A 25,905-nucleotide genomic window follows, 5' to 3' on the forward strand; every position below is an offset into this window, starting at 1 on the left:
CCCAAATGCGCAAAGAACGTAACGCCTCGATCCCAGTGTCCGGTCCTTCTTGCCACAGGATTGCGCCCGCGAAAAGCCAGGGAGAGATGTCAGGGCTTGAAGCTCTGGCGGATGATGAGTTCCGGAATGACGCGTTCGTAAGCCGGGGGCGAGTCCGGGTTTTCGAGCCGCCGCTCCATCAGATCGACGGCGCGCTGCGCCATGACCACCGGGTCCTGGCGGAAGGTGGTCAGCTGGTAGCTCAGCCAGGAGGATTCCGGCACGTCGTCGAAACCGATGACGGCGATATCCTCCGGAATGCGCAGCCGCGCTTCCAGGCGCGCGACATCCATCAATCCGAAGGCGATCAGGTCGTTGGCGCAGAAGATGGCGTCCGGCTTCATTCTTTTGGATAAGAGGGCGCGGCCGGCGGTGACGCCGCCCTGATAATCCGAATCGTCGCCGCGTGCGACGACGACCGATGCACCGAGCGACTTGGCTGCCGAAACGAAGGCGCTTTCGCGCTCCATGATAGCAGGCGTTCCCGAGTTGGAGCCGATCACTGCCAGCTGACGCCTGCCGCTTTCATAAAAGGCCGTCGCCGCCTTGCGCGAGGCTTCGGAATTGCCGGCGCGCACATGGTCGGCGTCGGGCTCCGAGCGGCCGATGACGACGAGCGGCTGGCCGTTGCGCTGGGCGAGTTCGAGGAAACTCGCCGGCGGCGAGCCGGACAGGATGATGATCGCCTCGGCGCGGTGGCCGATCAGCATCTTCTGGGCGGCGAGCAGTTCGTCTTCCGTCTGGCCGGTGTTGATCAGAATCGGAATGCTGCCGCGCCGGATCAGGGCTTTGGCAAGGGCGGCGGCCAGATGCGCGCGAAAACCCACCTCCGGCCGTGTGGCGACCATGCCGACGAGGCGGCTTTGATTGGCAAGCACGCCGCGCGCCAGATCATTGACGTGATAGCCGAGCTCTTCGGCGGCCCGCAGCACTTTCTCGCGCGTTGCAGGCGCAACGCTCGCGCCTGGCGTAAAGGTGCGCGAGACAGCCGAGCGCGAAACGCCCGCCATTTGCGCCACCTGTTCGGCGCTGACGAAACGCATGCGCTCTTTTCTCAGCACCTTGCCGCCGTTCACGGGACCATCATCCATCGGCTCTCAACTATTGCGCGTCTCTGACAGCCGGATGACAGGCGGCGGGATGGGCGGGATCTTTTGCGTGCTGTTCGTTGGCGTGCCGGCTCACGCTAAGACCGCTCCCCACAAGGGGGAGGGGCTAAGCCACGGTCTCGGCGGCGATCAAAGAAGAGATCTTGTTGGACTTTTACGTGAAACGGTGCGGCATGGAGGGGGTCTTAGGCCCGGACGAGCGGCCGGGATGTCGCACAAAAAACCGAGGCTGCGGGACGCAGCCTCGGCTGGAGGCAAACCGGCGGCGATTAAAACCAATGCCGCTGCAAGAATTCAGGGGCTATTCGCAGACCCGCACGGTTTCGGTATGGTAATAGCCGTCATAGCGGTTGCGGACGTCGCGGTCCTCATACCAGCACCTCGGCGCCGGCTCGACATAACGAGGGCCTTCATCGACGTAGCGAGGGCCGCCATTGGCGAGTGCGCCGCCGATCAGGCCGCCGACGACACCTGCCGCGACGCCGCCGGCGATGATCCGGCCGGTATTGTCGTGATGATGGTGGTCACGCGCCGCAGCAGGCTGAATAGCCGATCCAACAAGGGCCGTCGCGATCAACAGGCTGCTAATAATTCTCTTCATGACATTCTCCTCAGTGGCACTTGCCCCGGATAAGAGGGAAATGCGGCAGGAACGCGTTTGTTCGTTCAATCTTTACGACACGCGTTAACGCAAGTCATCCCCATCAAGTTGCCGGCCCCGCCGCCGTCGTCTCTTCCAGCACGTCCTCGGGAATATCGTCGAACGAGGCGTAGTTGAGATTGTAGAGTCTGGAATAGAGCTTGCCGTTCTTCATCAGCTGGCGGTGGTCGCCGCTTTCGATGATTTCGCCGTTCTGCAGCACGATGATGCGGTCGGCTTCGCGGATCGTCGCCAGGCGATGGGCGATGACGAGGCCGGTGCGGTTTTCGAGCAGCTTCACCAGCGCCTTCTGGATCAGCATCTCGGTATAGCTGTCGATATTGGCGGTTGCCTCGTCGAGCACGAGGATCTTCGCATCCGCCACAAGGGCGCGGGCAAAGCTCAAAAGCTGGCGCTGGCCGAGCGAGAGATTGCCGCCGCGCTCGCCGAGAATGCTGTCATAGCCATCGGGCAGGCGCATGACGAAATCATGCGCGCCGACGGCCCTGGCCGCCTCGATCACCTGTTCGCGCGTCGCTTCCAGCTTATGGTAGCGGATGTTTTCGAAGACGGTGCCGGTGAAGAGGAAGGGTTCCTGCAGCACCATGGCGATCTGCGCTCCGAGCGAATCCTGGGTCAGGTCACGCACGTCGTGGCCGCCGACCAGCACCTGGCCTTGCTGCACGTCGTAGAAGCGATGGATTAGCGACATGCAGCTCGATTTGCCGGAGCCCGTCGGCCCGACCAGCGCCACCGTCTCACCGGGATTGACCTTGAAGCTCACATGTTTCAGCACCGGATGCTTCGGATTGTAGCCGAAGACGACATCCTTGAATTCCACCGAGCCGTCCATGTCGCGCGACAGGGTCTTGGCGTCAGGCGCGTCCTTGATGTCGACGGGGACGTCGAGCACTTCGGTCAGCCGCTGGCCCGAAGCCATGGCGCGCTGCATCACCGAATATTGCAGGGTCAGCGAGCGGATCGGGTCGAAGAAGCGCTGGATATAGAAGAGGAACGCGACGAGCACGCCGACATCGAGCGCCTGGTTGAGAACGCGGGCGCCGCCGACGACGATGACGAGCGCCATCGCCACGCCGGTCAGGCTGTCGACGATCGGCACCATCACCTGGGCATAACGCGCGGCCGTCAGATGCGTTTTGAGATTGGCATGCGCCTTGTCGTCGTAGAGCGTGAAGTTGACGCCCTGCCGGTCCATGCTCTGGACGGCGCGCACGCCGTGGATCGCTTCGGCAAGCGCGCCGTTGGCGACCGAATTGGTCTCGTGCGCGGCCATGAAGGACTTGCGGGCGAGCGGCAGCCAGAACAGCCGGACGACGAACAGCACCGGCAGCACCGAAAGCGTCAGCAGCCCCAGCTTGAAATCGAGATAGAGCATCACGAAGACGATGCCGAAGAGCAGCACGATGTCGCCGACGGACAGCACCGAGGTTTCGAGGAATTCCTGCATCGAGTTGACGTCGCCCTGCAGGCGCGACATCAGCCGCCCCACTTCGGTCTTGTCCATGAAGGAGAGCGAGACGCGCTGGAGATGCGAAAACATCGCCTTGCGGATGTCGAAGAGCACCTCTTCCGCGACATTGCCGACCAGCGTCTCCTGCGCGTAGCTTGCCGCATAATTGATAAGGATGGCGATGGTGAAGGCGGCAACAGCCCAGATCAGCGCCGCATGATTGCCGCCCGGCGACATGCCGTGATCGATGGCGTAACGGATGATCAGCGGGATCAGCAATTGCATCGTCGTGAAGGTCAGCACGGCGACAACAGCCCAGAGAACCTGGGTGCGGTAGGGGCGAACGAAAGCCCAGATGCGCTTGATGATGTTGCCGTCGAAGGCCTTGCCGAACATTTCCTCCTCGACGCGATGCGAACCGACCACCGCCCGCGGCGGACGGCGCCCATCCTCGCGAACGTCGGGACGCTCTGTTTCCAGTTCCTCGGCCATGTCTTTCCTCCTGCGGCCATCATGTCAGGTGGCCAGCACGTTCATTGCGTGTCCCCTTCTCCCCAGCGGGGGGTCCGAAGGACGGTGCCCGAAGGGCGGAGGGGGGGGCCGCACGGCACGCCCTCTTTGCCCTTCGCTTCCGCTCAGGGCACTCGTCGCTGTCGCTCCTCGCCCTCTTCGCCTCGCTTTGCTCGGCACTTCTCCCCAGTGGGGAGAAGAGAGGCATCTCATCACGCGCTCAACACCTCGTCGCCCGGCCGCACCTGCAGATCGTAGAGCGCCTTGTAGCGCCCGCCGAGCGAAAGCAGCGCCTGATGCGTGCCGCGCTCGACGATCCGTCCGTCTTCGACGAACAGGATCAGGTCGGCATGCATAAGCGAGCTCAGGCGATGGGCAACGATGATGGTCACCCGGTCGGCGGCGTAGCGGCGCATGGCGCTGCGGATGCGCTGCTCGGTGGCCGCGTCGATTGCCGCCGTCGAATCGTCGAACACCATCACCGCCGGCTTCAGCATCAGGGCGCGGGCGATCGAAAGACGTTGGCGCTGTCCGCCGGAGAGCGACACGCCGCGCTCGCCGACGACGGTGCCGTAACCGGTGGGAAGGCCGAGCACGTAATTGTGCAGTTGAGCGCTTTCGCTGGCGCGTTCGATGCGGCTTTCCTTGGCCCAGGGGTCGCCATAGGCGATGTTGTTCTCGATCGTCGTCGTGAACAGGAAGGAATCCTGCTGCACGACGGCGACAGCCCGGCGCAGCGACTGCAGTGTCGCCTTGCGGATGTCCTGGCCGTCGATGGTAATCCTGCCGCCGCTGACATCGTAGAAGCGCGGGATCAGATGGGCGATGGTCGACTTGCCGCTGCCGGGAGGGCCGACGATGCCGATCGTCTGGCCGCGCCTGGCTTCAAGGGAGACATCATGGAGCACGGTGCGCTTTTCCGAGCCGGGATAGGCGAAGCTGACATTCTCGAAGCGCAGCACGCCCTCCGTCACCGCCAAATCCGTCGCGTCCGGCGCATCCTTGATCGCGATGTCGAGGTCGAGCAGAGCAAAGAGCCGCGAGCCGCAGGTGGAGGCGCGGGCAAAGGCATTGACCATCAGGCCGAGCTGGCGCACCGGCATCTGCAGGATGGTCATGAAGGTCAGGAACGAGGCGAGCGTGCCGACGGTGATCTCGCCCGACATGACCTTGCCGCCGCCGACCCAGAGCACGAGGCCCATGGCGGCGAAGAAGGAGAAGGTCATGGCGCTGGTGTTGACGACGCGGATGCCGACCCGCTGATGCGCAAGCGCCAGCGCGTTCTTCGAGGCGGCCTCGAACTTCGACAGTTCGTGTTCCTGGGCGGCAAAGGCCCGCACGACGCGAATGCCGCCGAGATTCTCCTCCATGATCCGGGTCAGCACCGACAGCCGCTCCTGGAGGTCGAGCCAGGTGGCCCGCAGCCTGAGCTGCGTCACCGAGGAGCGCCAACCGACGAAGGGCACGAAGGAGAGCGCCAGCAGCCCGAGCACGACATCTGTCGACAGCAGCATATAGGCGCCGATGCCGATCAGGATCGACAGCAGGACCATGCGGACCAGCGCGGTGGAAAAATACATGCGCACGCCCTCGAGATCGAGCAGGCCGACGGTGATCAGGTCGCCGGAATGGACCGTATCGTGAAAGCTGAAGGAGAGGCGCTGGATTTTCTCGTAGCAGGCCAGGCGCAGCTCGTAGCCCATGTGGTGACCGACGGATTCGCTGAAATAGTTCTGCACCATGGTGAAGAGACCGCGCAGCACGCTGGCGCCGAGCAATAGCAACGCCGTGGTCAGAAGCGCGTCTTGCGCCGCCTGGCCGGCCGCACCGCCGCCCATCGCCATCTGCGTGTGGTCGACCGCCCGGCCAAGAAGGCGGGGGATCATCAGCTGGAAGGTGGAGGCGATGAGGGTGGCGCCAATCGCCAAGCCGGCCTGCCAGGGATGGCGGAAGGCCATCACGGTGATGCGCACCAGTGTATAGAGGCCTCGGCCCCAGCCTGCCGCAGTTGCAAGCGCCATCGAAGCCGAAGGCTTCGTCGCGCGTGTTGACGCATCGCTGCTCACGGTATTTTTCCAATAGATGTGGTGCTCGGACGCTGGCCCGAAAAGACGGCAAATCCATGAAGGGATTGATAGCACCGTCATTTTTGCCGATTCCAACTGGGCGTTCAAGTAAAGAATTCACCAACTGGTTATTTTTGCGTGAGGCCCTCACGCATCCCTCTCGGGAACTATCGGCGCGCGGGTGGGTTGCAGCAGCAAGGCCCGAGAGGCGCCCGTTACGGAGAGACCCATGCCGCTGAAAGCCCTTGCTCTCAACGCGACGCTGAAGACCAGCGACGCCAAGGATCCGTCATCGACCGACCGGATGATCGCTCTCATCGACAAGGCGATGTCCGAATACGGCGTCGTGACCGAAGTGCTCCGCCTTGCCGATTTCAACGTCAAGCCGGGCGTGAGCTCGGACGAGGGCGCCGGCGACGACTGGCCGGATATTCGCGCAAAGCTGCTCGACGCCGATATCCTGCTGATGGCGACGCCGATCTGGCTCGGCCAGCCGTCCAGCGTCTGCAAGCGGGCGCTCGAGCGCATGGACGCCTTCCTCGACGAGACAGACGATCAGGGCCGTATGGTGTCTTACGGCAGGGTGGCAGCCGTTGCCGTCGTCGGCAACGAGGACGGCGCCCATCATATCTCGGCCGAACTCTACCAGGCGCTCAATGATGTCGGTTTCACCATTCCGGCCAATGCCGTCGCCTACTGGGTCGGAGTAGCGATGGGTTCAACCAATTTCGTCGATCTCGACAAGGTGCCGAAGGTCGTGACCAAGGCCGTCAACATGTTGGCCCGCAACACGGCGCATTTGGCAGGTCTGTTGAAGGCGAAGCCATATCCGGGCGAGGGCGGCTGAGGCCAATCGCGGGCAGCGCTTCAAATATGCATTCAGTTTAACGCGTTAGATCGATTCGGCAATAAAGCTCTTGCCAGGGAGAATTGCCGCATGACCTACCTTCATCGACGCGTGACCGGCCGTTTATGCGTTGAAACTTCGATCAACCCCAGGTGCGGATGAAGCCGCAAAGGAGTTGCGATGACGGTTCAGGGACTTTTTGTGTGTCCGACCGATCGGATGATCTATCTCGTCGACAAGGCAACGGCGAATATTACGTTTCGTTCGAAGTCCTCTCGCTCAGAACGCTTGCGTTCTCCCTTTCTTGTGTAAGGGAGAACGCGTGCCGGTAGTTCTTTCGGTTGCCGCGACGATCGTCACGCCGGCCGTTCAGAAGCACTTGTTCGCCACTTGATGAGATGCTTCTCGGCGATGTCCAGAATGCTGTCGATGATCAAGACAAAGATCGCGAGGATCAGGATGCCCGCGAAGACGCCGACCGCATCAAAATTGCCTTCGGCCTGAGCGATCAGATAACCGAGCCCGGCGGAAGAGCCGAGATACTCGCCGATGATGGCCCCCACAACGGCGAAGCCCACCGAAGTACGCAACGACGACAGAATCCAGCTCGCCGCTGCCGGGAAATAGACATGGCGAAGCAGGTCCCTCCGATTGCCGCCCAAAATGCGGGCGTTCGACAGCACCACCGGGTTGACTTCGCGCACGCCTTGCATCGCGTTGAAGAACGTCACGAAGAATACCAACGTCACGGCGAGCGCCACCTTGGACCACAGCCCAAGGCCGAGCCAGAGCACGAAGATCGGCGCGAGCACGACGCGCGGTATTGCGTTCAGCCCCTTGATGAAGGGGTCGAGAATGCGCGCAGCCGAACGGCTGAGACCAAGCCACACGCCTGCGGCGACGCCGAGTGCCGTTCCGACGAGGTAGCCGAGCACGGTTTCTGTCAGCGTGATGGCGACGTGGCTGTAGAAGTCGACGTCGGCCACCCAGGATAAGACCTGGTCGAAGATGTCGAGAGGAGCCGGGAAAAAGAAGACGTCTATGACGCCTGCCGCGACACCGAGCTGCCAGCCGCCGACAATTGCCACGAGCAGCACGATTTGAATGAGGCGTTCAGTCATGACGTTCATAGCTTTTCTCCACTTCACCGCGCAGCGATGACCAGATGTTGCGATAGAGATCCAGGAAGCGCGGATCGAGCTTGATTTCGGCGACATCACGCGGGCGTTCGAGGTTGACGGGGAAGCTGTCGATGACGCGCGAGCGCGGTCCGGCGGCAAGCACGACGACCCGATCGCCAAGGGCGATCGCCTCCTCGAGGTCGTGCGTTATCATCACCACTGCGCGCCGTTCCTCCTGCCAAAGCCGCAGCAGCTCGTTCTGCATCAGGTGGCGGGTATGGATATCGAGCGCGGAGAAAGGCTCGTCCATCAGGATCACCTTGGGGCCGGTGATCAATGCCTGTGCCATCTGCACACGCTTGCGCTGGCCGCCGGAAAGTTGATGCGGATATCGATGCTCGAACCCCTTCAATCCGACCTTCGCCAGCCATCTCATCGAGTGCTCCCGACGTTCGGCAGCTCCGACACCCTTGAACATGGGACCGAGTTCCACGTTCTCGATTGCGGTCTTCTACGGAAGCAGTGCGTCCTGTTGGAACAGGTAACCTATATCGGTCTGGACCCCGCGGACCGGCTGACCGTCGATGGAAACAGTGCCGCTGGCAGGCTTCAGAAGACCGGCAATTGCGTTAAGTATGGTGCTTTTGCCGCATCCAGTCGGTCCGACGATGGCCAGGAATTCGCCATCGGAGACGCTTAGATTAACCTCCTGCACCGCCACATAAGCACCGAAGGACATGGTGATTGCGTCGATGGAAACCATCGGCTTCGAATGATCCGGACGGTTGGTCGGGGGTGCAGTTTTCACGACGGCCAATTCCATGACCTCCTCCTATCAGTTGGCAGCGGCGTTCGGGACCTTGCCGACGAACTCGTTCGTGTAGGTTTTCGCTAGGTCGATTTCACCCGCGGCGACTTTGTCGTTAAAGCTCTTCAGGACGGCGAGCGGGATCTTGATGTCCTCCTCGTTAATGCGCCCGTCCTTCGAGAAGATCGCCTTGGCGTTCTCGACCGCCTTGACGTAGGTGTCACGATCGCCGGAAATGAACTCCTTCGGGAGCTTCTCCACGATTTCTTCCGCGGAGTGGCTGTTCATCCATTCGAGCGCTTTGACCGTCGCATTGGTGACCTTCTGGATCGTCTCGGGATTTTCCTCGATATAACTTTGCGTGGCATAGAGGACGGAGGTCGGGTAAATCCCGCCATAGATCGCTCTGGCACCGTCGTCGCTGCGCCCATCGATCAGGATCTTGCCGACGCCCTTGGCTTCGATGAACGTCGCAGCCGGATCGTAGTTGACGAGCAGGTCGACCTTCTGCTGTTCGAGCGCTGCGACGGCGGAAGAGCCGGAGCCAACACCGATCAGCGACACGTCGCTTGCGGACAAGCCGTTGCGCTGCAGGTAATAGCGAACAAAGAAATCGGAGGACGAACCCGGCGAGGTGATACCGATTTTTGCGCCTTTGATCGTTTCCGGCTTTGCCGGATCGAATTTGCTGCCCTTGCCGCCAGCCAATACGAGCCCTGAATTGCGGGCGAGCTGTACGAAGGCGACGACGGCCTTCTTCTGCGATTGCATCTGGATCGTATGATCGTAGAAGCCGACGGCGATGTCGGTTGAGCCGGCAACAAGCGCCTGAAGCGTCTTAGAACCGCCCGACGCAAAATTTTCTACGGTCACCTCCAGCCCTTCCTTTTCATAAAGGCCAAGCCCCTGGGCGACGGGAAACGGAAGATTATTGAGGTTGTAAGAGCCGACGCTGATACGGACCGGATCCGCAAGTGCGGAGCCGGCGAGCGCGACGGTTGCCGCGAGGGCGAGCATAAGCTTGCGCATGATGATATTCTCCTCCTGTTGTTGGCGCCCTCCTGGCGGCCAGAGCTATTATGCCGCGCAACCCAGTTGCGTGACAGGTTTTGCTAGCACATGTCCCTCGAACAGCCGGCGGGCGGTGCGAAGGATTCCGGCGACGGTCTTGCCGTCCCGTTCATACAGCTTGACGTCCAGGTGGCCGCTGGGGTGCTCGATGGAAAGAACAAGCGGAGGGGCCCTCCGGCCGATCAGAAGCGAAGCGACCGTATCCTTGGTGATGCAGGCTGTGGCAATTCCGACGGCGCCCGTGGTTGCCAGCGACGGATGACATTGATGCGGCATGAAATAACGTACGCTGAGGTCGCCTCCGGCCTTTGGCCGCGATATGAGCACCGGCTTTGGCGTTACCTGGTTGCGCACGTTTCCAAGGCCCATTCGTTCGCCAGCCGCAATCCGCAGCTCTTCCAGCCGTTCCAGCAATTCCCTGTCAGCATTGAGTTCGGCTGCCGATTCCAGCCCGGTTGCGCCGATCGAAACTGCCTCGATCAGGATCATCGGCATGGCGCAGTCGATGCAGGTGACAGCCACGCCGCCGATCAGGTCGATGGCTTTGCCGGTGGGAAAGAGCCGTCCGGTACGAGCTCCGGCTGCGTCCATGAAAGTAAGCGCAATTGGCGCGGCGCGCCCGGGCACTCCGTCGATTGCAGCTTCACCGAGATAGGAGACGCTGCCATTCGGAGTGGGAACTTCGGCCTCGATCAGCTTGCTGGTGTTGACGTTATGGATCCGAACGAGCGTCGTCTCTCCACGCACCGGAACCAGTCCAGCCTCGATGGCAAACGGGCCAACTGCGGCGAGCATGTTGCCGCAGTTCGGCGAGGTATCGACGATCTGTTGGTCGACTCGCACCTGGGCAAAGAGATAATCCACGTCTGCGCTGGGAACGCTGGCAGGTCCGATGATGGCGACCTTGCTGGTAACCGGGTTGCCCCCGCCAATTCCGTCGATTTGCAACGGATGACCCGAGCCCATGATCGACAGCAGAATCTTGTCACGCTGGTCGGTGTCCGCGGGAAGATCCCTGGCGAGGAAGAAAGGGCCTTTCGAGGTGCCTCCTCTCATCAGAACGCAGGGAATAGCCATCAGATCGTTCATCGGTTGTGCTTTCGCCGGAATTATGCCATCACCGTATCAATCGGCGTTGTTTGATCCGATTATTGGAAGAATTTTTTATTTGTAAAATGCTAAGATTTGAAGGATTGATGCGAAATGAGCATTAATTGTGAGATCCTCGACCTAAGAGCCTTCCTGAGCGTCGTAGAACTGGAGAGCTTCAATCGCGCGGCCGATGCCCTGCATATGTCGCAGCCTGCGTTGAGCCGCCGCATTCAAAAACTGGAGCAGGCCATCGGGGCACCGCTTCTGGAACGCACAACCAGGCATGTGTCAGCGACGGCCCTCGGGACGGAACTGGTGCCCCTCGTCCGACGCATGCTGGAGGAGTTCGATGGCTCCCTCTTTGCTGTGCGTGACGTTGGAGCCAATCGAGGGGGGTTGGTGACTATCGCATGTCTTCCAACCGCGGCATTCTACTTCCTGCCTACGGTCATTCGCCAGTTCAATGAAGAATATCCGAACATCCGCTTTCGTATCCTCGATCTGCCTGCCACCGACGGGCTTCAAGCCGTGGCAAGCGGGGAAGTGGAATTCGGAATCAATATCATGGGCACCTCCGACCCGGACCTTACCTTCGAGCGGCTTGCGGAAGACCCATTCGTACTTGCAGCGCGCAAGGATCATCCTCTTGCAGCAAAACAATGGGTCGAGTGGGCGGAGTTAGAGCCTTATCACGTGATCACCGTTCATCGGTCGAGCGGCAACAGAACGCTGCTCGACGCGGCACTGGCAAAATCGAACATTAAGCTGCGCTGGTTCTATGAGGTAACTCATCTGTCTACCTCCCTTGGGCTGGTGGAGGCGGGCCTTGGGATTTCGGTGCTGCCTCGAATGGCAACCCCGCGAGAAGATCATCCGTTCCTGATCACCCGCCCTATTCGCAACCCCGAGATATCTCGAACGATCGGTGTGGTTCGCCGCCGCGGCGGCACGTTGTCGCCTGCGGCGGAGCGGTTTCTCAAGATGTTGATAGGCGTATGGGGAGCCTGATTGAACGGTGCCTTCAGGACCGTCCGAGCAGGCCGATCAGACTTGGCAAGCACGACCGCGGCGAAGGCAGCGGCATGGCCACTTCGGGAGAAATCAAAAATCTTCTGCGGTATCAATGACTTAATCGCGTGTCTAACAAACCTCTTGCCACTTCCGGTTTTTGGCGCTTTCATACACGACTAGTTTAATAGACTATGGCGAGGGATCATGCCCTCGTTTTCTTGGGGGGCCCCGGTGAGGCCCGAGCTGCGGCGCGAATGGCCGCGTAACCCTCATCAACGCGTAAGCCGCTGTTTATGCGTTGAAACCTCGATCGAGCCCAGGCTGCGAATGAAGCGCAAAGGAGTTGCGATGACGGTTCAGGGACTTTTTTCCGGAAGGGCCAAGGCGGCGGCGCAGATCTCAGCCGTGCCGCGCATTGCGATCGTCGGGCGCGGCTTCTCCGGAATGATGACGGCCATTGCGCTGATGAAGACGCTGCGCGCACCTTTCCATCTGCAGTTGTTCGATCCGAATTCGTCGGTCAGTGGCGGCCAGGCGCTGGCCGCCGCCCGCGCCTCGACGATCCTCAACACCCGCGTGCGTGATCTCTCGGTTTCGGTCGGCGACAGCGACGATTTCAACGACTGGCTCTGTAGCAACGCCGCTTTCCGCGCTGCCGTACCGGCCGCCATTCCCGGTTTCCGGCAGATCTTCGTGCCGAAGGAGATCTTCAGCGATTACGTCTATCAGCGCTTTTCGGAAGCGCTCGCCGCACGCCGGGACATCACCGTCCAGGTCTGCAACGATCCTGTGGTGGCGATCCGCCGGAGCCATGGCAACCGCTTCCTGCTCGAAAGCGCCAATCCGGCCAATCCGCTGTTCGATACCGTGATTCTCGCCACCGGCTACGGCCTGGGTGAACCGGACGCCGGCGAGCCGGATCCTTCGCCGGTCAGGGCTCAGCGCCTTGTCGCGCGGCCGCATGCCGTGTTGCTCGGCAGCGGCATTCGCGTCGTCGATCAGTTGCTGCAGCTGCGCGATTCCGGTTTTGCCGGCCAGGTGACGATCATTTCGCGGCGCGGCTTCCTGCCCCAGAGCCATACGCCGAATTCCGCCGATCCGGTGTTTCCGGCCGAAGCGCTGCCGGAGAGCCTGCCCGACATCGTGCGCTTCATCCGCCAGGCCTGTCGCGAGGCGGAAGAGGAGGGGCGAAGCTGGCAATCGGTGATGAACGGGCTGAGGAAACATGCCCGCTCCCTGTGGAGATCGCTGCCGGCCCGCGACAAACATCAGTTCAACCGCCATTTGCGGGCAATCTACGACAGTCACCGCAATCGCCTGCCGGAGGCCATGCACCTGCGCCTGAAACGCGAGCTTGCCGAAGGCCGCACGGTGCTGCGCCGCGGCCGGGCCGGCCGCCGGGGCCTGAGCGGTCTGTTCTTCACGCCGGCCGGCTCCTCTGTCGAGGAGGTCATCCATGCCGAGCGCATCATCGACTGCCGCTGCCGGGCGCCGGATCTTTCCGCGCCGCTGATGCAGAGCCTGTTTTCCGCCGGCCTCGCCATGCCGGACGAACTTTCGCTCGGACTGGCAGTCAATGCGCGCGGCGAGCCTTTCCTGGAGGACGGCTCGACGGTCGCCGGACTTTTTGCCGTCGGCCCGCTCGGCCTCGGCAGCCTGCCCGATATCGATCTCGTGCCGGAGATCGTCTCGCAGGCTTATGCAGCCGCCGAGCGTATCGGTGAGCGGTTCCATCCGCAGGTCAGGGCGGTGTGAAAAAGTGTGATATTTTGGAACCTTCTGCCTGATGCCGCGTTATGAGCGCTGGTAACCGAGAGGGGCAGATGGAAGTGCTGGATCGACATGATACGTCTCTTGACGAAGAGGGGCGCTTTCGTCTTCTGGTCGATGCCATCACCGACTACGCCATCTACATGCTGAGCCCGGAAGGCATCGTCACCAGCTGGAATACCGGCGCTCAACGTTTCAAAGGCTACAAACCTTCGGAGATTCTCGGCGAGCATTTTTCCCGTTTCTATGTGGATGAGGATCGCGCCGCGGGTATCCCCGAGCGCGCGCTCGCCACGGCGATGGAAGAGGGCCGGTATGAGGGGGAGGGCTGGCGCCGGCGCAAGGACGGCAGCCGCTTCTGGGCGCATGTGGTCATCGATCCGATCCGCCACCCCTCCGGCGAACTGGTCGGCTTTGCCAAGATCACCCGCGATCTGACCGAACGCAGGGCCGCCGAACACGCGATCCGCCAGAGCGAGGAGCAGTTTCGCCGTCTGGTTCAGGGCGTTTCGGACTATGCGATCTACATGCTCGATCCCGACGGCAATGTCAGCAGCTGGAATTTCGGCGCCGAGCGCATCAAGGGTTATCGGCCTGATGAAATCATCGGCCGGCATTTCTCGACCTTCTATACGCCCGAGGATCGCGCGGCCGGCCTGCCGGAGAAGGCGCTCCGCGTCGCGCGCGCCGAAGGCCGGTTCGAAAGGGAAGGCTGGCGTGTCCGCAAGGATGGCAGCCGTTTCTGGGGCAGCGTCGTCGTCGACGCTATCCGCGACGAAGATGGCGAAGTGCTCGGTTTCGCCAAGATCACCCGCGACATCACCGAAAAGATGGAAACGCAGCGGGCGTTGGAGCAGGCGCGCGAAGAGCTTTTCCAATCGCAGAAGATGGAGGCGATCGGCCAATTGACCGGCGGCATCGCCCATGATTTCAACAATCTGCTGATGGCCGTGCTCGGCAGTCTCGAACTCCTGAAGAAGCGCATGCCACAGGACCGCTCGCTGACTTCGCTGGTCGACAATGCCATGCAGGGCGCCCAGCGGGGTGCTGCCTTGACGCAGCGCATGCTTGCCTTTTCCCGCCGGCAGGAGCTGCACATAGAGCCGATCGACGTCTCGGGCCTGGTGCGCGGCATGATGGACATTCTGAGCCGGTCGCTCGGCCCCCTCACCACGATCGAGACTTCCTTCCCGATCAGGCTGCCGACAATCCTCACCGACCCCAACCAGCTGGAGATGGCGATCCTCAATCTCGTTGTCAACGCGCGCGACGCCATGCCTTCCGGCGGCCGCATCGTGCTTCGCGCGTCCGAGGAAACGATAACCGCAGGCAAGGGGCCACTGTCGGCCGGCCGCTATATAAGAATAGCAGTGATCGATGAAGGCGAGGGCATGGATGCGAAGACGCTGGAGCAGGCGGTCACACCGTTCTTCACCACCAAGGGTGTCGGTAAGGGCACCGGCCTCGGCCTTTCCATGGTGCAGGGTCTCGCAAGCCAGTCCGGCGGCCGGCTCCTCCTCAAGAGCACGCTGGGCGAAGGCACGACGGCCGAGCTATGGTTTCCTGTCGTCATTGCCGAGCAGACTGCCGAAGCACCGGCCGACACGCCGCAAAAACCGGATAACCCGCCGCAGGGGCTGCGCATCGTCGCCGTCGATGATGACGGGCTGGTCCTGATGAATACGACGCTGATGCTGGAGGATCTCGGCCACACCGTTTTCGAGGCCATGGCCGGTCCAGAGGCGCTCGACATTCTGCGCAAAGAGCAGGTCGATCTGGTCATCTGCGATCATGCCATGCCGCGGATGACGGGAGCGCAACTCGCCGAGGCGATCCGCAGCGAGTGGCCTGAGATGCCGATCATTCTCGCCACCGGTTACGCCGATCTGCCCGACGGCGACGGCGCCGCCAATCTGCCCCGCCTGGGCAAGCCCTTCTCGCAGGCGCAGCTTGCCGAAGCGATCAGCCGGATCGCTTGTTGACCGCTCTAGGCGCGAAGCTTCTCGTCACCATTATCCTGAAGGGCAGTGCGGCCGGCTCCGAGTTCAGAGGTCGTCGGAACTTGCTGTTTACCCGTCGCGCCCGGAGTTGCGCCGTCCAGCAGGCGCTTTTCGGTCTCTTGCAGGTCGACGATCGCCTGTTCGATCGTCTCAGCCGGAGTTTCCCGCGCGGCTGCGCGCCACCGATGATGCTGCCACAAGCCGACGAGCAGGCGTCGGCTCGGAACTTCTATCGTCTCATGAATGAACCATGCTCCTGCCGCCGCAACAAAAAGCGCCACCAGGATGAGCGCCGGTTCCGGCATCAGAGCCTCGAAAGCCCGGCCTACAAGGAACATGATGGGGACGTGGAAAAGATAGAGCGAAAAGCTGATCGCGCCGAAGAACCGCACGGGTGGCGCTGCCAGGACATGGGCTGCGATGGGAGGCTGTCGAGCGACCAGCGCCACGATTATGGCTGCGGCGGCCGCGCTTTGCAGGCTCCAGAATTCAGGGGAGAAATCAGGCAAGACATGCCTGTAGGTGAAGAACACCGCCAGAAGGAACAGGGTGAAAGCGCCCGTGAGGGGGGATGGCGTCCACCTATCCCAGTGGGGATGCATCGCCCCGGCAAGGGCGCCGAACAGAAAATAGGGGAGCTTGGAAAGAAGCAGTATGCCTGGTCCCGGCAGCTCAAGCAGACCATCCACCACGACCAGCACCGCCAAACCTGCGATCCCACCGCTATAGCGCTGCGGGCAGGTCAAGCAGAGCCAAAGGATCGGGAAGAACAGATAGAATTGAATTTCGGGTGGAATTGACCAGAAAACGCCGCTTGAGCCTAGAAGAAAGACGTGGCGGAGAAATTCCGTGCCGCCGGTGATCGGCTGAACGAAATTGAGATCTTGCGTGCTCGACAGCATTGCCACGAGCAGGACGGCAACCAGATAGACCGGATAGATACGGGCAAAGCGGCTCACCAGAAAATCCAGGACATTTTCTCTGGTCACCGGCCGCGCGCCATAGAGATGGGCCATCAGAAAGCCGCTGAGGGCGAAGAACAGGCCAACGGCTTCGCTGCCCATCGTCATGTTACGCAAGGCTGTATTCGGAAAGATGAGCCCGATATGCGCCTGCACGACCAGAAGCGCGGCGACACCGCGCAGACCATCGAGACTGGGGATGTAATCCGGCCGGCTCATGTGCAACTTTGAAATGTTCTGTTGAGGCAAGCAGTATCGCACACCGCTTTACAAGAGATTAAGCCGGCGCGCGCAAACTGCCGGCGTGCAACTGTTGCTTGCCGGAGCGCTCGCGCCCTTGCAAAGCGACAGCGAGGCCGGCCTACGCTCGGCCTCTTCCGATCTCGCCGCGAACAACAAACACCAGCAATGCCAGCACCATCACCGCCAGTCCGTACCAGGTGATCGCATAGACGAGATGGTTGTTGGGAAAACGGATGACGGTGAGGCCGCCGACGGGCAGGCCCCCGGGATTTGCAGCGGCGTCGGCATCGATGAAATAGGGCGCGACCGCGCCGAGGCCGCGTTTTTGGGCGATCGCTGCGACATCGCGTGAATACCAACGGTCGGCGGCGACGTCGTTGGATTGGAGCAGCGATCCCTTCGGCTCGGTCATCCGCATCAGTCCGGTGATCTCGATCAGGCCCGATATCTGACCGTCGCGGCGCGACGCGGGGTCGCGCCTGTCCGTCGGCACGAAGCCGCGATTGACGAGGATGGCGGTGCCGTCGGCGAGCATCAGCGGCGTCATCACCCAATAACCCGGGCCGAGCACGGTCGAGGCGTAGACCAGCGTCTCCTTGCCGTTTGCCAGCATTCCCTCGACGGTCACCCGGCGATATTCGTCGCTGCCGGCATTGACCTTCCCCCAGTCGGCGCGCGCCGGGGCCGGCACGGCGGCGTCGTGCACGCGCTGGTCCACGCGGGCGATGAGGTCGCGCTTCCAGCCCAGGCGTTGAACCTGCCAGGTGCCGAGGCCAAAGAGGATGGCGGCAAGCAGCGTCAGGCAGACGGCGAAAAGCGCACGTTTTGCCCGGAAATGCTGTCTTTCCGATTTTTGCGTGGGGGCTTCGCTCATCGACTTAGGGCGGCGCTGCCGCCGCCCCTCATTGCTGTCACGGCATGTTCTTCATCATCTCGGGGCTCATCGGCATCATATTGGAATTGAGATGATGCATGACCCAGAGCGAACCGGAGAGCGCGATGGCGACGATGATGAGGGTGAAGATCAGCGCCATCATCGTCCAGCCGCCTTCGCTCCTGGGGTTCATGTGCAGGAAGAAGACCATATGGACGACGATCTGGATGGCGCCGAGGCCCATCACCAGCACCGCTGTCAGTGCCGGGCTGGCGACGACGCCGGACATGACCGCCCAGAAGGGAATGGCGGTCAGGATGACGGAAAGTGCGAAGCCCGTCATGTAGCTTTTGAACGTACCGTGGCCGGCCTGGTGACCATGGCTGTGGCCGTGATGCGCCTCGTGGGCATCCTCATGGGTGGGTGCTTGCGAACTCATCCGAGAACTCCGAGCAGATAGACGAAGGAAAAGACGCCGATCCAGACGACGTCGAGGAAGTGCCAGAACATCGAAAGGCACATCAGGCGGCGGCGGTTGGCCTCGACCAGCCCGTGCATCGACACCTGCACCATCAGCGTGATCAGCCAGATGATGCCGAAGGTGACGTGCAGCCCGTGTGTGCCGACGAGCGTGAAGAAGGAGGAAAGGAAGGCGCTGCGGGTCGGTCCGGCGCCCTCGTGGATCAGGTGGATGAACTCGTAGAGTTCGAGCCCGATGAAGGCTGCGCCGAACAGGCCGGTGACGGCAAGCCAGAACAGTGTTTCCGCCTTGGCGTTCCGCTCCATCTGCAGCATGGCGAAGCCGTAGGTAATCGAGGAGAAGAGCAGCATCGAGGTGTTGAGAGCGACGATCGGCAGATCGAAGAGATCGGCTGGCGACGGCCCGGCGGCATAGTTGCGGCCGAGCACGCCGTGCGTGGCAAACAGCACCGCGAAGATCAGGCAGTCGCTCATCAGGTAGAGCCAGAAGCCGAGATTGGTGCTCCCTTCCGGATGATGGTCTTCGGTCAGATAGAATTCAGGCTTTTCGGCCGTGTCGATGGTTTGATCGCTCATGGTCATTACACCTGCTCGGCAAGCAGCGCCGTGCGCTTGCCTTCCGTTTCGGTCACCTTGCCGGCGGGAATGTAGAAGTCGCGCTTGTAGTTGAAGGTATGGCCGATCGCCACCACCAGCAGCGCGACGGCTGAAAGGATCACCAGCCACCACATGTACCAGATCAGGCCGAAGGCAAGCGCGACGCTGATGGCCGACAGGATGGCGCCGGTGCCGGTATTCTTCGGCATGTGGATCGGCTTGAAGCCGCCGAGCGGGCGCTCGTAGCCGCGCCTTTTCATGTCGTACCAGCTGTCATGGTCGTGGACCACGGGCGTGAAGGCGAAGTTGTAGTCCGGCGGCGGCGAGGAGGTCGACCATTCCAGCGTCCGGGCATCCCAGGGATCGCCGCTGTCGTCGCGCAATTCCTCGCGTTTCATGAAGCTGACGACGATCTGGATCAGGAAGGCGGCGATGCCGAGCGCGATCAGGCCGACGCCGAAGGCAGCGATGATGAACCAGATCCGCAGCGACGGGTCCTCGAACTGGCTCATGCGCCGGGTGACGCCCATCAGGCCGAGCACGTAGAGCGGCATGAAGGCGAACCAGAAGCCGATCTGCCAGAACCAGAAGCTCATCTTGCCCCAGAAGGGATCCAGCTTGAAGCCGAAGGCCTTCGGGAACCAGTAGTTCACGCCGGCGAACATGCCGAAGAGAACGCCGCCGATGATGACGTTGTGGAAATGGGCGATGAGGAACAGCGAATTGTGCAGCACGAAGTCGGCCGGCGGCACCGCCAGCATGACGCCGGTCATGCCGCCGATGACGAAGGTCACCATGAAGCCGACCGTCCACAGCATCGGCACCTCGTAGCGGATGCGGCCGCGATACATGGTGAAGAGCCAGTTGAAGATCTTCGCTCCCGTCGGGATCGAGATGATCATCGTGGTGATGCCGAAGAAGGAATTGACGGAAGCGCCCGAGCCCATCGTGAAGAAGTGGTGCAGCCAGACGATGTAGGACAGGATCATGATCACGCAGGTGGCGTAGACCATCGAGGCGTAGCCGAACAGGCGTTTTCCCGAGAACGTGGCGACGACTTCCGAGAAGATGCCGAAGGCCGGCAGCACCAGGATGTAGACCTCCGGATGGCCCCAGATCCAGATGAGGTTGATATACATCATCGGATTGCCGCCGAGGTCGTTGGTGAAGAAATTCGTGCCGGCATAGCGGTCGAGAGATAGCAGCGCGAGCGTTGCCGTCAGGATCGGAAAGGAGGCGACGATCAGCACGTTGGTGCAGAGCGCCGTCCAGGTGAAGACGGGCATCTTCATGAAGGTCATGCCGGGCGCGCGCATCTTGACGATGGTGGCGATCAGGTTGATGCCGGACAGCGTCGTTCCCACACCGGCCACCTGCAGGCCCCAGATATAATAGTCGACGCCGACGCCCGGACTGTAGGCGGCGCCCGACAGCGGCGGATAAGCGAGCCAGCCGGTCTGGGCGAATTCACCGATGAACAGCGACAGCATGATGATGATCGCGCCGGCTGTGGTCATCCAGAAGGAAAAGTTGTTGAGGAAGGGGAAGGACACGTCGCGCGCCCCGATCTGCAGCGGCACCACGAAGTTCATCAGACCGGTGACGAAGGGCATCGCCACGAAGAAGATCATGATGACACCGTGGGCGGTGAAGATCTGGTCGTAATGGTGCGGCGGCAGGTAGCCCTCCGAGCCGTTGAAGGCGATCGCCTGCTGGACGCGCATCAGGATCGCGTCGGAAAAGCCGCGCAGCAGCATGATGACGGCCAGGATCACATACATGATGCCGATCTTCTTGTGATCGACGCTGCAGATCCAGTCGTGCCAGAGCGGACCCCAGAACTTGAAATAGGTGATGGCGCCAAACACGGCGAGACCGCCGATGACGACGCCGATGAAGGTCACGACCAGAATTGGCTCGTGGTAGGGAATGGCGTCGAGGGTCAACCGGCCGAAGATCAACTTCAGGAGGTCAGGATTGGAAAACATGGAACAACCCGTTCATTATGTCTTGCGACGCAAAGCGCCAGGTTAATTGTTGTTGTTGAGCTGCGCCGGCGCCGGATCGGCGCCGTTGCCCGTGTCGGGCATGGAATGGCCGTCATGCTGCATGTCCATTCCGGGCGTGCTGTGCATGCCGGGCATGTCGTGCTGCATGCCGTTGCCATCGCTGCTCTTGGGCGGCTCGACCTGTGCCGGAACGCCCGTTGCCGGCACAGTAGCTCCAGGCTCGACGACGTCTTCGGCGGCATGGCGGTTGTCGTATTGCAGCTTCTCGCGGTTTTCGGCGCTTTCCTTGCCGCCGCCGCCCGTCATGTCGATATGCATCATTTCGTTCATGCACATCTTGCCCGGGGTGGCGCACATGTTGAGGATGGCGTCGTAGAGATCGGCGTCGGCGCCGGCATAATAGCGCACCGGCTCCTTCTCGCTCGGCTTCTCGAGCTTGAGATAGGCGTCGCGATTGAGCATCGTGCCCTGCTGCTTGACCTTGGCCACCCAGGCGTCGAAGCCTTCGCGGGTGAGGCCATGGAACTTGAAGCGCATGTGCGAGAAACCGGCGCCGCTGTAATTGGCGGAGAAGCCTTCATATTCGCCCTCCCGGTTGATGACGGCGTGCAGCTTCGTCTCCATGCCGGGCATGGCGTAGATCTGGCCGGCAAGGGCGGGGATGTAGAAGGAGTTCATCACTGAGGATGCGGTGATCTTGAAATTGACCGGCATGTCGACGGGGGCGGCGAGCTCGTTGACGGTGGCAATGCCGAGTTCGGGATAGAAGAACAGCCATTTCCAGTCGAGCGCCACGACCTCGACGGTCAGCGGCTTTGTATCGGCCGGGATGGCGCGCTCGGCATCGAGCCGGTCGAGCGGGCGGTAGGGATCGAGCTTGTGCGTGGAAATCCAGGTGACGGCGCCGAGCGCAATGATGATCGCCAGGGGTGCCGCCCAGATGACGATTTCGAGGCGGGTCGAATGATGCCATTCCGGCGCGTAAGCGGCGGCCGTGTTGGAGCGGCGGTAGCGCCAGGCGAAGAGCAGCGTCAGGAAGATCACCGGGACGATGATCAAAAGCATCAGCACCGTCGCGATGACGATCAGATCGCGCTGTTGCACGGCGATGTCGCCCGAGGGCGCCATGACCACCATGTTGCATCCTGCCAGGAAAAGCAGCGGCAAGACGGATAGAAGGCGGGAAAACTTCATGAGTTTTTGCACGTCTCTAAGCTCTTGTTGTTTCGTTTTGACCGCGACTAAAGCACTGAACCCGATAGCGACATGAGGCGGAAAGTCGCAGTGCAGCAAAGATGTCGCAGTGCGGCAGAATCGTGTTGCGCTACCGCCTTGAAATCCTGATGAAATTAAGAAGGATTTTTTGCGCGCGCATGTCCACTCAATATATCCGCAAGAGCCGGGCCGGCCAGCTTTAGCAGGGGAAAAATCACCGCCGGGATCACGCAATTTTTCCCGGCCCGGCTCAATTTAAGCCGCGATGATGAACTATTTGCATCTTACGGACTTGATAAGCCTGCGGGTTTGATCAAGATCAGGTTGAGGCGCCGTGCCGAAAGCGCCTCAACGAGGGAGGCGTTTCATGGCCACAGCATCGCATTACGGACCGTCATCGTCGTCGCTGGAACGCGACGCGCGGCGCATTCACGACGACAAGCCGGTTTCGCCGGGCAGCATCGCCATCGGCGTGGTGATCGGCCGCATGTCGGAATTCTTCGATTTCTTCGTCTATGGCCTCGCCTCGGTCCTGGTCTTTCCGCAGCTCGTCTTTCCCTTCGCACCGGACCGGCTGACAGCGACGCTCTATTCCTTCGCCATCTTCTCGCTCGCTTTCCTCGCCCGTCCGGTCGGCTCCGTCGTCTTCATGACGATCGACCGGATGTACGGGCGCGGCACAAAGCTCACCATCGCGCTCTTCCTGCTCGGCGGCTCCACGGCCTCGATCGCCTTCCTTCCGGGTTACGCGGAGATCGGCGTCTGGTCGATCGCCCTGCTGGCGCTTTTCCGTCTCGGCCAGGGTTTTGCGCTCGGCGGCGCCTGGGACGGTCTTGCCTCGCTGCTCGCGCTCAACGCGCCGCCCAATCACCGCGGCTGGTACGCGATGATCCCGCAGCTCGGCGCGCCGATCGGCTTTGCGCTGGCAAGCACGCTCTTCGGTTATTTCGTCGCCAACCTGTCCAGCGAGGATTTCCTCTCCTGGGGCTGGCGCTATCCCTTCTTCGTCGCCTTCGCGATCAACGTCGTGGCGCTGTTTGCGCGTCTGCGGCTGGTCATGACCAAGGAATTCGGTACGCTCCTGGAGCAGCATGAACTGGAGGCCGCACCGATCCTCCAGGTGCTGCGCGTTCACGGCCGCGACATCCTGATCGGCGCCTTCGTGCCGCTCGCCAGTTTCGCCATGTTCCACCTGGTCACCATCTTCCCGCTCGGCTGGATGAGCCTTTACGGCAATCAGCCGATCGGCGCCTTCATGGTGGTGCAGGTGATCGGCGCCCTGGTCGGCGTCGTCGCCATCGTCGCCTCGGGGCTGATCGCCGATCGCATCGGCCGGCGTGCCCAGCTCGCCATCTGCGCCGTCATCATCGCCATCTTCAGCTTTATCGGACCGATCCTGATCGCCTCGGGCAATAACGGCCACGACGCCTTCGTCATCATCGGCTTCGGCGTGCTCGGGCTGTCCTTCGGCCAGGCGACCGGTTCGATCTCGTCGCGCTTCGGTCGCGGCTATCGGTATACCGGCGCCGCCTTCACCTCCGACCTTGCCTGGCTGATCGGCGCCGGCTTTGCGCCGCTGGTGGCCCTCAGCCTCTCCAGCCGCTTCGGCCTGACCTTCGTCGGTTACTACCTGCTCTCCGGCGCCATCTGTACGCTCGCAGCACTCGCCTTCAGCAAGGCGCTGGAGCAGCGGGAATAAGATCGAGACAGTCCGCCGGGAAACCGGCGGCCGTTATCATCTATCGAAGCGAAGAGCGGCATCGTCGAAATGCAACATCTGGTCGTTGGCGATATCCACGGCTTTCCCGAAACCTTTGTCGAGCTGCTGGATGCTGGCAGCTTTCAGCGACAAGATTTGCAACTGGCCGATCTGAGCGGGCGTCCCGATCTGCGTGGAGACGCGCTTCACGACCATCTTTTCAACCGTGACGGCATGCGGCATGCGGTCCGGGCACTTCGTGAGATCGACGGACGCGGGTGCTTGGGGATCGGTTTTAGCGCCGGTGGAACGGTCCTGTGGAATGCGGTCAAAGAGGGTCTGGAAATCCAGGCGCTGATCTGCGTGTCATCAACCAGATTGCGCTTCGAAACGTCTCCCCTCGCTATACCCACCATGGTTTTCTGGGGAGAACTCGATCCATACCGGCCAACTGAAAGCTGGAACAACGCTGTTCCCCAGTGCTGGAAAATCTACGCCGGCAAGCAGCATGATTTTTATCGGCTCGATGCGCATACCGCTCAATCTCCGTTGAGGTCGGATATTGCGGCCTTTGTCGAAGGCAGAGTCCCGTTTGAATAGGATGTATTCTGTGTCGCTTGGCCGCTTCGGCCTGACTTTCCCTTGCCGGCGTTGCACCCTGTAACGACGATCGTGGAAGATATCATGGCAGACACCGCATCCAGGGTGGTCGCGAACGCCCGCGAAAGAGTCTGTTCATGTGCATATTCCCTCCGTTCCCCGCCAGCCTCTCGCAGGTCACGTCCCCTCGCCCCGTTTACCGGGAGAGGGTTAGGGTGAGGGGCAGCCACGCGGCACAAAGGCTGCAGCAGCCGTGGCCTTGCGCCTGACATCTGCTGGACCATTGCAAATACAATGTCAATTATTGAATGCATTGCAATCTATAATTAAATGCGCCAATCTTCGGGATCAGCGAGGATTTGACATGACCGCAGAAACCATCGATCATTCGACGCTTTCCCGTCTTGTCGAGGCAGGGGCGGTCGATGCTGCTCACGTCGTCGGCAAAACCGGCGGCTGGTCCGTCGTCATCCGCTACGGCAAGGCCGAACGCCCGCTTGCCGCCCAGCGCAGCCGCAAGGTGCGCCTGTTCAAGCGCATGGATACCCTGGTTTCCTATCTCAAGGATGTCGGCATCTCCCAGTTCGATGTCGATGCGGCCGATTACGCTCCCGAGACTGTCTCTCGGCCGGATCGTGCGGCAGCCCTGCGCCGCACCCATGAGGCAGCAGAATACGACAAGTGGTTTCGCGAACAGGTCGAGGAGGCGATCCGGGAGGCCGATGATCCTGACACGGTCGGGATTCCGCACGAGACGGTCAAAAAAGAGATGGCGCGCGAACGAGCAGAGTTGGTGGCGCGCCTTAAGGGTAAAGCCAAGTGAAGCTCATCTGGCGTGCGAAAGCTGCGTCAGATCGCAAGCGAGCAATACAGTTTATCGCCGATCAGAATCTCAGCGCCGCGATAAGCCACCTTGACGAGATCGAGCGCCAAACGGATTTGCTCATCGATCAGCCCGAGATCGGCCGGCCCGGACGAATTGACGGAACGCGCGAACTCGTCATTTCGCGCACGTCCTTTATTGTGATCTATCGTGTTCGTCAGAAAATCAGACGGGTGGAGATTTTGCGCCTTCTGCACGGCGCTCAACAATGGCCACCGAAACGCTGAATATTCTTACTGCGCCATCTGCGGCTGCTTGGCAGCCCGCGCTGCCGTCAGTTCGGCGGTCGTGTGGTTCAGGCGGTCGGCAAGCACGCGCATGATTTCCACGGCCATCTCCGGGAAATCGCTGAGCAGCTTTAAAAAGTGCTCCTTGCTGATGCGCAATACTTCGAGCGGCGAGGTGGCGCGCACCGTTGCCGTGCGCGAGACATCGCAGAGAATGGCGATTTCGCCGACGATGGAATTGAGCTCGACGTCGGCGACCTTGATCTCGCCGGCCGGCGAGGAGACGATGATATCGGCGCTGCCGGAGAGGATGACATAGGCGGCGTCGCCGACATCGCCCTGATGGAAGAGATCCTGACCGGCCTTGTAGGTCATGCGGTCGGAGGTGAAGGCCAAAAGCTTGAGTTTCGCTGGCGCAATCCTCGAAAAGATCGGCACCCGGCGCAGCATTTCGACTTCGTCTCTCAATAGCATGAGCGTTTCAATCCCCTGACGCAGGGTTCTTGGAACCAGGCGCCTCAATTCGGGGCGTTCCCCCGGGAACGCCTACCATCGCCGCCC

22 protein-coding genes and 1 pseudogene are annotated in these 25,905 nt (G+C 61.4%); 8 read left to right on the forward strand and 15 right to left on the reverse strand.

Annotated elements, in window-relative coordinates; all coding sequences use genetic code 11:
• Positions 1-89 precede the first annotated feature (89 nt).
• From HJC00_RS04040 to HJC00_RS04055, 4 genes are all read right to left on the reverse strand, one after another.
• The gene (locus tag HJC00_RS04040) at positions 90-1,130 is read right to left on the reverse strand and encodes a LacI family DNA-binding transcriptional regulator (protein ID WP_221144812.1); all 1,041 of its coding nucleotides are present in this window, start codon (positions 1,128-1,130) and stop codon (positions 90-92) included.
• 319 nt (positions 1,131-1,449) lie between these two features.
• Positions 1,450-1,749 carry a hypothetical protein gene (locus HJC00_RS04045; RefSeq protein WP_210632482.1) on the reverse strand — a complete coding sequence of 100 codons (300 nt, stop codon included), beginning with the start codon at positions 1,747-1,749 and terminating at the stop codon, positions 1,450-1,452.
• A gap of 103 nt (positions 1,750-1,852) precedes the next feature.
• Complete coding sequence (locus tag HJC00_RS04050; RefSeq protein ID WP_210632483.1) at positions 1,853-3,751, reverse strand: ABC transporter ATP-binding protein; 1,899 nt, start codon at positions 3,749-3,751, stop codon at positions 1,853-1,855.
• A 230-nt stretch (positions 3,752-3,981) separates the two neighbouring features.
• Positions 3,982-5,790, reverse strand: coding sequence for an ABC transporter ATP-binding protein (locus HJC00_RS04055; protein WP_210632644.1), 1,809 nt, complete (start codon positions 5,788-5,790; stop codon positions 3,982-3,984).
• A gap of 274 nt (positions 5,791-6,064) precedes the next feature.
• On the opposite strand from HJC00_RS04055, the gene HJC00_RS04060 reads away from it, so the two are divergent.
• A complete protein-coding gene (locus HJC00_RS04060) occupies positions 6,065-6,682 on the forward strand; it encodes a flavodoxin family protein (RefSeq protein WP_210632484.1) in 618 nt (205 codons plus the stop codon).
• A 356-nt stretch (positions 6,683-7,038) separates the two neighbouring features.
• Here HJC00_RS04060 and HJC00_RS04065 read toward each other — a convergent pair whose 3' ends face one another.
• The 4 genes and pseudogenes from HJC00_RS04065 to HJC00_RS04080 all read right to left on the reverse strand — a co-directional run bounded on the left by HJC00_RS04065 (position 7,039) and on the right by HJC00_RS04080 (position 10,771).
• Positions 7,039-7,812, reverse strand: coding sequence for an ABC transporter permease (locus HJC00_RS04065; protein ID WP_210632645.1), 774 nt, complete (start codon positions 7,810-7,812; stop codon positions 7,039-7,041).
• Positions 7,796-8,626 (reverse strand): annotated as a pseudogene (locus HJC00_RS04070) (ABC transporter ATP-binding protein). The gene HJC00_RS04065 and the pseudogene HJC00_RS04070 overlap by 17 nt, the downstream one beginning before the upstream one ends.
• A 12-nt stretch (positions 8,627-8,638) precedes the next feature.
• On the reverse strand, positions 8,639-9,640 hold the full coding sequence (locus tag HJC00_RS04075; protein WP_210632486.1) for an ABC transporter substrate-binding protein: 1,002 nt from the start codon (positions 9,638-9,640) through the stop codon (positions 8,639-8,641).
• Between the two features lie 48 nt (positions 9,641-9,688).
• Entirely contained in the window at positions 9,689-10,771 is a 1,083-nt protein-coding gene (locus HJC00_RS04080) for a 4-oxalomesaconate tautomerase (protein WP_210632487.1), read from the reverse strand.
• A gap of 114 nt (positions 10,772-10,885) precedes the next feature.
• Here HJC00_RS04080 and HJC00_RS04085 point away from each other — a divergent pair, with 114 nt between their 5' ends.
• The 3 genes from HJC00_RS04085 to HJC00_RS04095 all read left to right on the forward strand — a co-directional run bounded on the left by HJC00_RS04085 (position 10,886) and on the right by HJC00_RS04095 (position 15,537).
• Entirely contained in the window at positions 10,886-11,782 is an 897-nt protein-coding gene (locus HJC00_RS04085; protein ID WP_221144816.1) for a LysR family transcriptional regulator, read from the forward strand.
• 351 nt (positions 11,783-12,133) lie between these two features.
• Positions 12,134-13,540 carry an FAD/NAD(P)-binding protein gene (locus tag HJC00_RS04090; RefSeq protein ID WP_221153273.1) on the forward strand — a complete coding sequence of 469 codons (1,407 nt, stop codon included), beginning with the start codon at positions 12,134-12,136 and terminating at the stop codon, positions 13,538-13,540.
• A gap of 68 nt (positions 13,541-13,608) precedes the next feature.
• Positions 13,609-15,537, forward strand: coding sequence for a PAS domain-containing sensor histidine kinase (locus HJC00_RS04095; protein ID WP_221123085.1), 1,929 nt, complete (start codon positions 13,609-13,611; stop codon positions 15,535-15,537).
• Between the two features lie 5 nt (positions 15,538-15,542).
• On the opposite strand, the gene HJC00_RS04100 is transcribed toward HJC00_RS04095, so the two are convergent.
• The 6 genes from HJC00_RS04100 to cyoA form a co-directional block, all read right to left on the reverse strand.
• Entirely contained in the window at positions 15,543-16,736 is a 1,194-nt protein-coding gene (locus tag HJC00_RS04100; RefSeq protein ID WP_210632490.1) for an acyltransferase, read from the reverse strand.
• 142 nt (positions 16,737-16,878) lie between these two features.
• Positions 16,879-17,634 (reverse strand): SURF1 family protein, encoded by a 756-nt coding sequence (locus HJC00_RS04105; protein WP_210632491.1) that lies wholly within the window; start codon positions 17,632-17,634, stop codon positions 16,879-16,881.
• Between the two features lie 37 nt (positions 17,635-17,671).
• Positions 17,672-18,073: a cytochrome o ubiquinol oxidase subunit IV gene (gene cyoD, locus HJC00_RS04110; protein WP_210632492.1), complete on the reverse strand. Its 402-nt coding sequence runs from the start codon at positions 18,071-18,073 to the stop codon at positions 17,672-17,674.
• Positions 18,070-18,690 (reverse strand): cytochrome o ubiquinol oxidase subunit III, encoded by a 621-nt coding sequence (gene cyoC, locus HJC00_RS04115; protein WP_064812310.1) that lies wholly within the window; start codon positions 18,688-18,690, stop codon positions 18,070-18,072. Before cyoC ends, cyoD begins: the two co-directional genes overlap by 4 nt.
• Positions 18,691-18,695: 5 nt before the next feature.
• The gene (gene cyoB, locus HJC00_RS04120; RefSeq protein WP_210632493.1) at positions 18,696-20,699 is read right to left on the reverse strand and encodes a cytochrome o ubiquinol oxidase subunit I; all 2,004 of its coding nucleotides are present in this window, start codon (positions 20,697-20,699) and stop codon (positions 18,696-18,698) included.
• 42 nt (positions 20,700-20,741) lie between these two features.
• Positions 20,742-21,926: a ubiquinol oxidase subunit II gene (cyoA, locus tag HJC00_RS04125; protein ID WP_221163658.1), complete on the reverse strand. Its 1,185-nt coding sequence runs from the start codon at positions 21,924-21,926 to the stop codon at positions 20,742-20,744.
• A gap of 376 nt (positions 21,927-22,302) precedes the next feature.
• Here cyoA and HJC00_RS04130 point away from each other — a divergent pair, with 376 nt between their 5' ends.
• From HJC00_RS04130 to HJC00_RS04145, 4 genes are all read left to right on the forward strand, one after another.
• The gene (locus tag HJC00_RS04130; RefSeq protein ID WP_210632495.1) at positions 22,303-23,634 is read left to right on the forward strand and encodes an MFS transporter; all 1,332 of its coding nucleotides are present in this window, start codon (positions 22,303-22,305) and stop codon (positions 23,632-23,634) included.
• Positions 23,635-23,703: 69 nt separating this feature from the next.
• On the forward strand, positions 23,704-24,234 hold the full coding sequence (locus HJC00_RS04135; protein ID WP_210632496.1) for an alpha/beta hydrolase: 531 nt from the start codon (positions 23,704-23,706) through the stop codon (positions 24,232-24,234).
• A gap of 364 nt (positions 24,235-24,598) precedes the next feature.
• Positions 24,599-25,057: a hypothetical protein gene (locus HJC00_RS04140; RefSeq protein ID WP_210632497.1), complete on the forward strand. Its 459-nt coding sequence runs from the start codon at positions 24,599-24,601 to the stop codon at positions 25,055-25,057.
• Complete coding sequence (locus HJC00_RS04145; protein WP_221144848.1) at positions 25,054-25,344, forward strand: type II toxin-antitoxin system RelE/ParE family toxin; 291 nt, start codon at positions 25,054-25,056, stop codon at positions 25,342-25,344. Before HJC00_RS04140 ends, HJC00_RS04145 begins: the two co-directional genes overlap by 4 nt.
• Positions 25,345-25,350: 6 nt before the next feature.
• Here the strand turns inward: HJC00_RS04145 and HJC00_RS04150 are convergent, their stop codons facing one another.
• On the reverse strand, positions 25,351-25,818 hold the full coding sequence (locus tag HJC00_RS04150; protein WP_004679746.1) for a cyclic nucleotide-binding domain-containing protein: 468 nt from the start codon (positions 25,816-25,818) through the stop codon (positions 25,351-25,353).
• Positions 25,819-25,905: the final 87 nt, after the last annotated feature.

Source organism: Rhizobium sp. NLR22b, from assembly GCF_019685295.1.
Lineage (GTDB): Bacteria > Pseudomonadota > Alphaproteobacteria > Rhizobiales > Rhizobiaceae > Rhizobium.